At 74.0% G+C, this 10,192-nt stretch carries 8 protein-coding genes; all 8 read right to left on the bottom strand.

Annotated elements, in window-relative coordinates:
• Positions 1–1,356: caspase family protein (locus FM076_RS08700; RefSeq protein WP_173869344.1), on the bottom strand; the 1,356-nt coding region annotated here is incomplete at its 3' end.
• Between the two features lie 4 nt (positions 1,357–1,360).
• Positions 1,361–1,873, bottom strand: coding sequence for an effector-associated constant component EACC1 (locus FM076_RS08695; protein WP_173869343.1), 513 nt, complete (start codon positions 1,871–1,873; stop codon positions 1,361–1,363).
• Between the two features lie 96 nt (positions 1,874–1,969).
• A complete protein-coding gene (locus FM076_RS08690) occupies positions 1,970–2,857 on the bottom strand; it encodes a TIGR01777 family oxidoreductase (protein ID WP_173869342.1) in 888 nt (295 codons plus the stop codon).
• A 441-nt stretch (positions 2,858–3,298) separates the two neighbouring features.
• A complete protein-coding gene (locus tag FM076_RS08685) occupies positions 3,299–3,820 on the bottom strand; it encodes a DUF4240 domain-containing protein (protein WP_173874606.1) in 522 nt (173 codons plus the stop codon).
• A gap of 102 nt (positions 3,821–3,922) precedes the next feature.
• Positions 3,923–4,933: a helix-turn-helix transcriptional regulator gene (locus FM076_RS08680; protein WP_173869341.1), complete on the bottom strand. Its 1,011-nt coding sequence runs from the start codon at positions 4,931–4,933 to the stop codon at positions 3,923–3,925.
• Positions 4,934–5,012: 79 nt separating this feature from the next.
• Entirely contained in the window at positions 5,013–7,718 is a 2,706-nt protein-coding gene (gene aceE / locus FM076_RS08675; RefSeq protein ID WP_173869340.1) for a pyruvate dehydrogenase (acetyl-transferring), homodimeric type, read from the bottom strand.
• Positions 7,719–8,189: 471 nt separating this feature from the next.
• Positions 8,190–8,816, bottom strand: coding sequence for a GntR family transcriptional regulator (locus FM076_RS08670; protein ID WP_173869339.1), 627 nt, complete (start codon positions 8,814–8,816; stop codon positions 8,190–8,192).
• A 133-nt stretch (positions 8,817–8,949) separates the two neighbouring features.
• The coding region (locus tag FM076_RS08665; RefSeq protein ID WP_243274379.1) for a copper amine oxidase at positions 8,950–10,192 on the bottom strand (1,243 nt) is incomplete at its 5' end.

The following is a 10,192-nucleotide window of genomic DNA, read 5'->3' as shown; positions in this document are numbered from 1 at the left end:
CTCGTGGCGCAGCCGCCGGATCTCGTCCTGGTCACGGACACTGGCCCGGTGCAGCTGGGCCAGCTCCTCCTCCAGGTCGCGGACGTAGGCGCCGGCGTGCTCCAGCTGCCGCTGCTGGGCCGTCTTCGCCGCCTGGAGTTCGTGGCACTCGCGGCCGATGCGCTCCGCGCGCTCCCGCTCCTCGGCGAGCTGCCGCACCAGCGAGGCCAGTCTCCCGGAGAGTTCGGCGGCCTGCCGGGCGCTCTCCTCCCGGTCCTGCGCCGCGTCCTGTTCCGCCGACCGCAGGGAGAGCGCCTCGACGCGGAGGCCCGCGACCTGCTCCCGCAGCCGTTCCACCTCGGCCCGCAGCCGCTCGCCCTCCTCCCGCGCGTGGATCAGCTGGGTCTCGGTGTCCGGGGCGGTGCGCTGGGCCGCGCGGCGCAGGTCGTGCAGGCGGTCCGTCCCGGCTCCCGGGCCCGGCCGCAGCTCCTCGACGAACTCCCGCGGCGCGATCCACGCACCGCTCAGATACCGCTCCACCGCCGCGGAGTCCGCGCTCACACGGCCGGGGTGCGCGGCGTACGCGTCCCGCAGCGCGGCGGCGTAGCGCAGCGCCTCGGGCGTGGGCGCGGGCGTCCAGCGGTTGCGCGCGAAGACGAGCCGGTGCCCCGCGTTGCGGGAGCGCTGTTCGGGCTCGGGACGGTCCTTGGCCCGCAGCTCGCGCCACACCTGGCGGAAGACGGTGTCCAGGTCCAGCAGCCGGGGCCCGTGCGGAACCCCGTCCTCCAGCACCTTCACCAGCTCCCCGGTGAAGGCGGTGTACGGCTCGTCGGCCGGGGCCAGGGCCAGCCGCGTCCTGGCGGTGGCCGTGATCAGGCACGCCCCCTCGATGGCGGCGTGGTCGGCGATCCCGCCGGGCTCGTTGAGGTAGGGGCCCGCGGCGCTTCCGCTGAAGCAGCAGTCCAGGACGACCACGCGGTGCCGGGCCCGGCTCTTCATGATCAGGTGGCGCAGGGGCGCGTACTCGACGGCGAAGAACAGCTCGTCCGCGTGCGAACCCCGCAGCCCCAGATGGAGGGCGTCGGTCCCGTCCGGGGCCAGCAGGCCGTGGCCCGCGTAGTACACCAGCAGCGCGTCCTCGGCCGCCGCGGCGGCGGCGCTGACCGCCTTGAACACCTCCTCGCGCGAGCTGTCCAGCAGCGGCACGCAGTGCTCCTCGGGCAGCATCCAGCCGTCGGGGCCGCGGAGCAGCTCCGCGAGGCGGCGGACGTTGTTGCGCACCGACGGCAGATCGTCCAGGACCTCGTACTCGGCGGCCCCGACGAGCACGGCACGTGACCGGGCGGGGTCGGGCAGCCCGTGCGTGTCTCTCCCCATCCTGCTACTCCCCCTCCGGCCCCTCCCGCGAGCCCTCTTCCGCCACGTCTGCGCCCGCGCCCGCGTCTGCGTCCGCGCCCTCGTGCTCGCCCGTGTCCGCGTCGCCGCCGCCCCCCGGGCCGACCGGGGACAAGGCCCGCACCAGACGGGCCAGTTCCTCCGGGGAGCCGCCCTCGATCCGCAGCGACGTCCCGTCCACCACCACCGTGAGGGGCGGGGCGGCGGGCCGCGCGGACCGCCACGCGGCGTAGGCCAGCGCGAGGTTGGCCGCGCTGAAACCCTGGGTGAGCACCAGCTCGACGACCTCGAACGCGCCCATGGCCGTACCGCCGGTGCCGCCGGAGCCGGGGGCGTCGGCCTCCTGGCGGGTGCCCAGACCCACCACGGCGTGCCGCCGCAGCTGAGGATCGTCCCGCAGCCACCGGTACAGGTCCGCGGTCGCCGCCGCGTCACCCCCGGCCACCGAGATCTCGACTTCCACGGCGCTCCCGCCCCGCCCGTCCGGCACCTCGCCCATACCCGTACGGTACGCACAACTCCCGTGCGCGGGACGGAGTTCGGCCCGAGCGCCCCCTGTCAGGCGTCAGGATGGTGCGGGATCACCGGCGCGGGGTCACAGGGCGGCGCGGATGGCGTCCGCGACGCGGGGGAAGGCGAAGGGGAAGCCCGCGGACAGCAGGCGGCGGGGGAGGACCCGCTGGCTGCCCAGCACGTCCCCGGCGAACTCGCCGAGGACGAGGCGCAGCACGGGTGCGGGCACCGCGAACGGCGTCGGCCTGCGCAGCACCTGCCCCATGGCGGCGGTGACCTCGCGGTTGGTGGCCGGTTCGGGGGCGGTGAGGTTGACGGGGCCCGCCAGCCGCTCCTCCTCCAGCAGGAACCGCAGGGCCGCCACGTGGTCGTGGAGCGCGATGTGGCTCCAGTACTGGCGGCCGTCGCCCAGCCGGCCGCCGAGCCCGGCGCGGAAGAGGGGGAAGAGCCGGCCCCACGCGCCGCCGCCGCGGGCGACGACCAGCCCGGTGCGCGCGAACACCGTGCGGATTCCCGCCTCCTGGGCGGGACCGGCGGCGGCCTCCCAGTCCTGGCACAGCCGGGCGAGGAAGCCCTCACCGGGGCCGGCCGTCTCGTCGACGGCGCGGTCCTGGGTGTCGCCGTAGTAGCCGACGGCCGTGCCGACGACCAGGGTCCGCGGCGGGGTGTCCAGCCCGGCGAGGGCCGTGCACAGGGTGCGGGTGCCCTGGACGCGGCTCTCGTACAGTTCGCGCTTGTAGGCCGAGGTCCAGCGGTGGTCGCCGACGCCCGCGCCCGCGAGGTGGACGACCGCTTCGCAGCCGAGGAGCCCACCGGTGTCCACGCGTCCCTGCCGCGGGTGCCAGGCGACCTCGTCGGCGGCCGCGGCGGGCCGCCGTACCAGCCGCAGGACCTCGTGTCCCTCCGCGCGCAGCGAGCGGGTGAGGGCCGAGCCGATGAGACCGGTGGAACCGGTGACCGCGATGCGCATGCGCCCATCCTGACGCATCCGGGCGGACGGCGCCCCGGGCTCGGGCGCGGGCGTCGCCCCGGGTCCGGGTGCCGCGTACGGCGGCGAGCGTGAAGGGGTCCGCGGGGGCCCGGTCCCATGGGGCCGCCCTTGCCGAACGGGGAGCGGACGACGAAGAGCGTGCCGTGCTCGGCACCAGCGTGGTGGACGGTTGCGGCACGGAATCGGCGGCGCGGACCTCCTGCCGGGCTTCGGTGCCGTCCGTCGGCGCCCGCGGGCGGGAACGTCTCGGCCCTGCGGTGGCCGGGCGTCGTCCGGCAGACGGCCCGTTCGCGGAGGAGGCCGCGTACGGCCTTCCCGAGCGCGGGGCGGCGAGGAGCGCGCCCAGCCGATCGCCCTGCTGGGGCGGCGCGCCGCCTGCCCGGAGTCGGTGCGGCCCGGTGGGCGGGGCGCGGGGCCGGGTCACTCGCCGCGGAACCTCTCCCACAGCCTCGGCAGCCGCTCGGTCACCGCCGCCGGGTCCTCCAGGTCGAGGGGGACGCCCTCCGGCTCGGCCGGCGCCTCGGGCAGCTCCAGCCCGGGCAGCGGGACGCCGGTCAGCTGCTCGTACGCCTCGTCGGCGGCGAAGCCCAGCTCCTCGCCGTCGCCGTCCAGCTCCTGGTCGAAGTCCTCCAGCAGCTCGGCGAGCGCGTCCGCGTCGTGCGCCGCGCCCTCGAACACCTCCCGGCCCTGGCCGATCAGCCAGCAGCGGAACGCGTCGAAGACGTCGTCGCTCGCGCCGTCCAGCAGGATCCAGGCGGCGGCCCACAGGTCCCACTGGCAGGCGCGGTTGTAGCGGGACTCGAAGTGGCGGGCGAAGTCCCGCACGGCCTCGGGGTCGAGCCGGGTGAGCCGCTCGACGAGGAGGTCCGCCTGCTCGTCGGGGTCGCCGTCGGCCTCCCGGCGCGCGGAGTCGATCAGCTCCCAGAACTCCGTCTCGTCCATCACGCCCTCAGCATCCGGCGTCCACGCCCCCCGCGCACGCGGAGTGCGCCCAATGCGGCTGTCCCGTTACCCACCGGACCGGTCGGCTCCGGATGTGACCGGCTACCGCCGCTCCGGGGCGGAGGGTTCCTCGTACAGCGCCGCCGTGCGCCGGGCCGTCCGCGCGAAGCGGGTGCGCAGGGACGGAGGGGCCAGCACCTCGCACTCCGGGCCCAGGGGCAGCAGCTGGAGGTGCGCCACCTCCTCGCTCTCGACCCGGAGGGTGACCGTGGTGCGGCCCCGCTCGTCCACGGTGCCCGCGGCGAGCGCCTCATCGGCCGCCGTCCGGTCGGTGACGTGGCGCAGGCGGCGGGTGCCCGCCTCGGTCAGCCGCAGCGTCACCTCTGTCCGCAGGAGGGAGCGGGCGAAAGCCGCCGCGCGCTCCTCCCAGAACGCGGCCAGGTCGAAACCGTCCGCGCGGACGAACCCCTCGTCCCGCACCGCGACCTCGGTGAACCGGTCCACGCGGTACACCCGCCACGCGTCGTGGTGCTCGCGCTCCTCGCCGGCCAGGACGCGGGCCGCCAGATACCACTGGCCCGCCTTCAGGACCAGGCCGTACGGTTCCAGCTCCCGCTCCACCTCGCCCTTCTTCCCCGCGTAGCGGACCGCGGCGCGCCGGTCGGACCAGACCGCGTCGGCCAGCGCCGGCAGCAGCGGGGGAGTCCGCGGGGCCTGCCACCAGCCCGGCGCGTCGAGATGGAAGCGCTGCGCCGTGCTGCCGTGCACGTCCCGCAGGGAGGGGGCCAGGGCCGCCGAGACCTTCAGCCGCGCGGCGGAGGCCGCGTCGTCCAGCCCCAGGTCGCGCAGCGCCGAGGGAACCCCCGACAGGAACAGGGCCTCCGCCTCGCTGCGGCCCATCCCCGTCAGCCGGGTGCGGTAGCCGCCCACCAGGCGGTATCCGCCCGTCCGGCCCCGGTCCGCGTACACCGGCACGCCCGCCTCGGAGAGGGCGAGCACGTCGCGGGAGACCGTCCGCTCGGAGACCTCCAGTTCCTCGGCGAGTTCCCGGGCGGTCATCTCCCGCCGCGACTGGAGGAGCAGCACCATCTTGATCAACCGGGCGGCACGCATGGGGTGATTGTGCCGCCCGCGTTCCCGGGGCGGGCCGGGGATACGGCCCGCCCCGGGAACGCCCGGGCCAGGCCGTACTTCAGGCCAGGCCGTACTTCTCGGCGGCCCGGCGGACGTCCTCCGCCTTCACCTCGCCCCGGCGGGCCAGCCGCGAGAGGGCGGCCACGACGACCGACTGCGGGTCCACGCCGAAGTGGCGGCGGGCCGCGCCGCGGGTGTCGGAGAGGCCGAAGCCGTCGGTGCCCAGCGAGGACCAGTCCTGCTCGACCCACTGCGCGATCTGGTCGGGCACGGCCCGCATCCAGTCGCTGACGGCCAGGACCGGACCGGGCGCGCCGGTCAGGGCCCGGGTGACGTAGGGCACCCGCTCCTCACCGCGCAGCGCCGCCGCGTCGCACTCCAGCGCGTCCCGGCGCAGCTCGCTCCAGGAGGGCGCTGACCACACGTCGGCGGCCACGCCCCACTCCTCGGCGAGGATGCGCTGGGCCTCGGTGGTCCAGTGGATCGCCGTGCCCGAGGCCAGCAGCTGGATGCGGGGCGCGTCGGCCGGGGCGGGGGAGGTGCCCTCCACCGCGGAGGCGTCGCGGAACTTGTACAGGCCCTTGACGATCTGCTCCTCGGTGACGCCCTGAGGCATGGCGGGCTGCACCTTGGGCTCGTTGTAGACCGTCAGGTAGTAGAAGACGTCCTCCTGCTGGTCGGCCTCGGGGCCGTACATGCGGCGCAGACCGTCCTTGACGACCACGGCGACCTCGTAGGCGAAGGCCGGGTCGTAGATCAGCGCGGCGGGGTTGGTGGAGGCCAGCAGCGGCGAGTGGCCGTCGGCGTGCTGGAGGCCCTCACCCGTCATGGTGGTGCGGCCCGCGGTGGCGCCGATGACGAAGCCGCGGCCCAGCTGGTCGGCGAGCGCCCAGAACTGGTCGCCGGTCCGCTGGAAGCCGAACATCGAGTAGAAGATGTAGAAGGGGATCATCGGCTCGCCGTGCGTCGCGTACGACGTCGCGGCGGCGGTGAAGTCGGCCAGCGAGCCGGCCTCGGTGATGCCCTCGTTGAGGATCTGACCGCTGACGGCCTCCTTGTAGTACAGGAGCTGGTCGCGGTCGACCGGGTCGTAGGTCTGGCCCTTGGGGGAGTAGAGGCCGGCGGAGGGGAAGAGCGACTCCATGCCGAAGGTGCGGGCCTCGTCGGGCACGACCGGAACCCAGCGCCTGCCGGTCTCCTTCTCCCGCATCAGGTCCTTGACCAGGCGGACGAACGCCATGGTGGTGGCGATCTCCTGCGAGCCGGAGCCCTTCTTCAGCGCGTCGAACGGCTTCTCGGCCGGGGCGGGCAGCCCCTTGGGGACGACCTTGCGGGCCGGGGCCAGGCCGCCGAGGGCGCGGCGCCGCTCGTGCAGGTACGCGATCTCCGGCGCGTCGGGGCCCGGGTGACAGTAGGGCACCAGCTCGGCGGCCTCGATGGCGCTGTCCTCGATGGGAAGCTCCAGGGTGTCCCGCATGCCGCGGAACTCCTCCTTGGTGAGCTTCTTCATCTGGTGGTTGGCGTTGCGGGACTCGAAGCCCGGGCCGAGCGACCAGCCCTTGACGGTCTGCGCCAGGATCACCGTCGGGGCGCCCTTGTGCTCGACGGCCGCCTTGTAGGCAGCGAAGACCTTGCGGGGCTCGTGGCCGCCGCGCGAGCGGTGGAAGCACTCGATGATCTGCTCGTCCGACAGCTTCGCGGCGATCTTCCCCAGGGCCTCGGAGGCACCGAAGAAGTGGTCGCGGATGTAGGCGGCGTCGCGGGTGGCGTAGGTCTGGAACTGGGCGTCCGGCACCTCGCGCAGCCGGCGGGCCAGCGCGCCCTCGGTGTCCAGCTTGAACAGCTGGTCCCAGGCCGAGCCCCACAGCACCTTGATGACGTTCCAGCCGGCGCCGCGGAACTGGGCCTCCAGCTCCTGCACGATCTTGAAGTTGGGGCGGACCGGGCCGTCGAGGCGCTGGAGGTTGCAGTTGATGACGAAGGTCAGATTGTCCAGTTCCTCGCGGGCGGCCAGGGCCAGCGCGGCGGTGGACTCGGGCTCGTCCATCTCGCCGTCACCGAGGAAGGCCCACACGTGCGAGTCGGAGGTGTCCTTGATCCCGCGGTGCTCCAGATAGCGGTTGAACCGCGCCTGGTAGATCGCCGAGATCGGGCCCAGGCCCATGGAGACGGTGGGGAACTCCCACAGCCAGGGCAGGCGGCGCGGGTGCGGGTAGGAGGGCAGGCCGTCGCCGCCGGCCTCGCGGCGGAAGCGGTCGAGCTGCTCCTCGGTGAGCCGGCCGTCGAGGAAGGCCCGTGCGTAGATGCCGGGGGAGGCGTGGCCCTGGACGTAGAGCTGGTCGCCGCTGCTCTCCCCGTCCTTGCCCTTGAAGAAGTACTGGAAGCCGATCTCGTACAGCCAGGCCGCGGAGGCGAAGGTCGCGATGTGCCCGCCGAGGCCGTCCTTGCTGCCGCGGGTGACCATCGCGGCGGCGTTCCACCGGTTCCAGGCGGTGATCCGCTGGTCGAGCGCCTCGTTCCCCGGGTACGCCGGCTCGGCGTCGGTCGGGATGGTGTTGACGTACGCGCTCTCCAGCAGCCGCGGCACGTCCAGCCCCGTGTCGTGGGCGTGCTCGACCGTGCGGCGCACCAGGTACGAGGCACGGTCCGCGCCGGCGTGCTCGGTCACGGCGTCGAGGGACTCGCGCCACTCGGCGGTCTCCTGCGGATCCCGGTCCGGGAGCTGGTCGAGCTCGCTCGGGGAATTGTGTACGGCGTCGGGCATGGTGGCCACCTTCCGGACGTGTAGGCCCCTCCAAACGGGGTCGGGAGGGCGGTTGAGCGGGTGGGTGTGAAAGACCCTGAAGGGCAGGACAGGGGTCACCCAACGGAGCGACTCTACGCCTGTGATCGATGATCGATCAAAGGATCCGTCGGTAAAAACCGCCCACGGCGCGAAATTGGCATTCCGTGCCCTGGAATTTGGCACCGAATGCCAGGCGCCGACCCACCAGCGCCGGGGCGGCGCCCCATGGCCCCGACAAGGGCGCGGGGAACGGCGCGATCAGCCACGACACGCCTGCGGCCGCCCACGCGCACAGGCCCCCGCGGCGGGGCCCCGTCCCCGGAGCCGGGATGCATGGTAGCCGCGGAATCCCGCCGCAGGGGACCGGGCCGTCGGCCGGGTGCCCGTGCGCTCCGGCTGAGCGCGCGGTTCCCCGCGCCCCTCCCCGGCGGGGCGCGTCGGTGTGAGGGCTCACCGGGGAGCCGGGGCGCAGCCCAGGACGTGCTCCTTCACGAGGGGGCCGATCCCGGGATCGCGCCGCTCGATGGCGTCGAGCACGGCCGCGTGCTCCTCGGCGTACGACTGCTGCACGGTGCCCAGCCACCGGATCGACAGCGCGGTCCACACCTCGATGCCCAGCCCTTCCCAGGTGTGCAGCAGCACGCTGTTGCCGGCGGCCCGCACCAGTTCGCGGTGGAAGGCGACGGTGTGCCGCACCTGCGCCTCGCCGTCCCCGCGCCGGTCCGCCTCGTACAGCGCCTCCACGTGCGGGCGCAGCGCGCCGACGTCCCCGGCCAGCCGGGGCACCGCCAGCTCGGCGGCGATCTGCTCCAGTCCCGCCCGCACCGGGTAGATCTCCTCCAGGTCCGCCGCCGACAGCTCCCGCACCCGCACACCCTTGTTGGGCGACGACTCGATCAGCCGCAGCGCCTCCAGTTCCCGCAGCGCCTCCCGCACCGGGGTCTGGCTCACCTCCAGCTCGACGGCGATCCGCCGCTCCACGATGCGCTCCCCGGGCTTCCACCGTCCGCTGACGATCCCCTCCACGATGTGCTCGCGGATCTGTTCGCGCAGCGACTGGACGACGGGCGGGGTCATATAGGTGCTCCTCGCAACGAGGTGGTGGGGCCACTAGACGATACGACCTGACCCGGCACCCGGTGCCACTGCGTACGGTGAGGGATCCGTCACCGTAGTCGCCCACGGTGACGGACCCCTCGACGGCCGCGCCTCAGCGCACCCCCTCCTCGCCGGGGAACCGCGGCTTCCCGTTGTAGCGGGGCTTGCGCAGCCGGTCGGGGGTGAGCGGGCTCATGCTCGTCACGTCGCGGGGCGCGATCTGGAAGCCCTGCCAGTGCACCGGCATCGGCGTCTGGTCCTCGTCCCGCGCGATGTGGTGGAAGCCCACGTTGACCCAGGTGATCGGGTGCTTGAGGGCCTCGCCGTTGGTGAACCCGCGCACGTCCTCGGCCCGGTGGCTGCCGAACCGCGCGTTGTCGCTCGCGTACTGCTCGAACTTCTTGTAGCGGGTGAAGTAGACGTCGTACTTGGTGAAGGCGCGCGCCGTGTACTTGGCCTGGTTGCGGTGCACCAGCTCCCAGGAGCGGGCGTGCCCGTCCGCGTTCCGGCCCTTGGGGCTGACGACGCGCCACCAGCGGTACCCGTCCATGCCGCCGTTGCCCGCCGTCTCGGTGGTCAGCCGCTTGCGCGTGGTGCGGTAGGTGGGCGTCTTGTCGGGCCCGCCGCTGCCCGTGCGGCGCGAGTCGAACTGCTCGACCCGCGCGTCACGGGAGCCGTCCGGGGCGAAGTCCAGCCGCCAGAAGATGTTGTGGTGGTGGCTGGTCGCCCGCGCCCTGCTGCCTTTGCCCACCGGCCAGCCCTGCCCGTCCGAGGCGTCGTAGTCGGAGGGGGACAGATTGCCGGTGGCGCCCGCCTTGGGGGTGATGGTGCCGTCGTCGGAGAAGTTCCACTGGTTGATGTAGTGGTAGTAGCCGGCCGAGTTGACCGTGTAGAGCACCAGGTCCTGGCCCTGCTCGGCGTCCTTCCTGCCGGGCTCCTCACCGATGGAGCCGCTGTCGCCGTGGAAGGCGAAGCCCCGCTCCTGGGTGGTCACGCACAGCCCGTCGACCTGCTTGCTCCCGCCGGTGTCCCAGTCCACCCCGGGGATCTTCTTCAGCACCCCGCCGGGGCAGTCCTTGGGACGCAGCGGCTCCGCGCTGGCACCCAGCTGCATCTCGGTGACGTCGTTGTACTCGACCGACCCGTTGTCGTAGGGCACGTGGATCTGGGCCAGCCTCGCGCTCTTGAGGACGGTGATCGGCCGGGCCTCGCCCCGCGGCTGGAAGGAGACGTCCTCCAGCACCAGACCGGCCGTGCTGGAGGTGTGCCAGCACATCCGCCACACCCCGCCGCCGCGCATCTTCTGCCGGAGGGCGGCGCCCGAACCGCAGGCCGCGGCCCCGCCCTTGGCCGCC

This window comes from Streptomyces albus subsp. chlorinus (assembly GCF_013302895.1).
GTDB classification, from domain to species: Bacteria; Actinomycetota; Actinomycetes; order Streptomycetales; family Streptomycetaceae; genus Streptomyces; species Streptomyces chlorinus.
The sequence above is the reverse complement of the archived record's forward strand: the minus strand, read 5'-3'. Positions and strand labels throughout refer to the sequence as shown.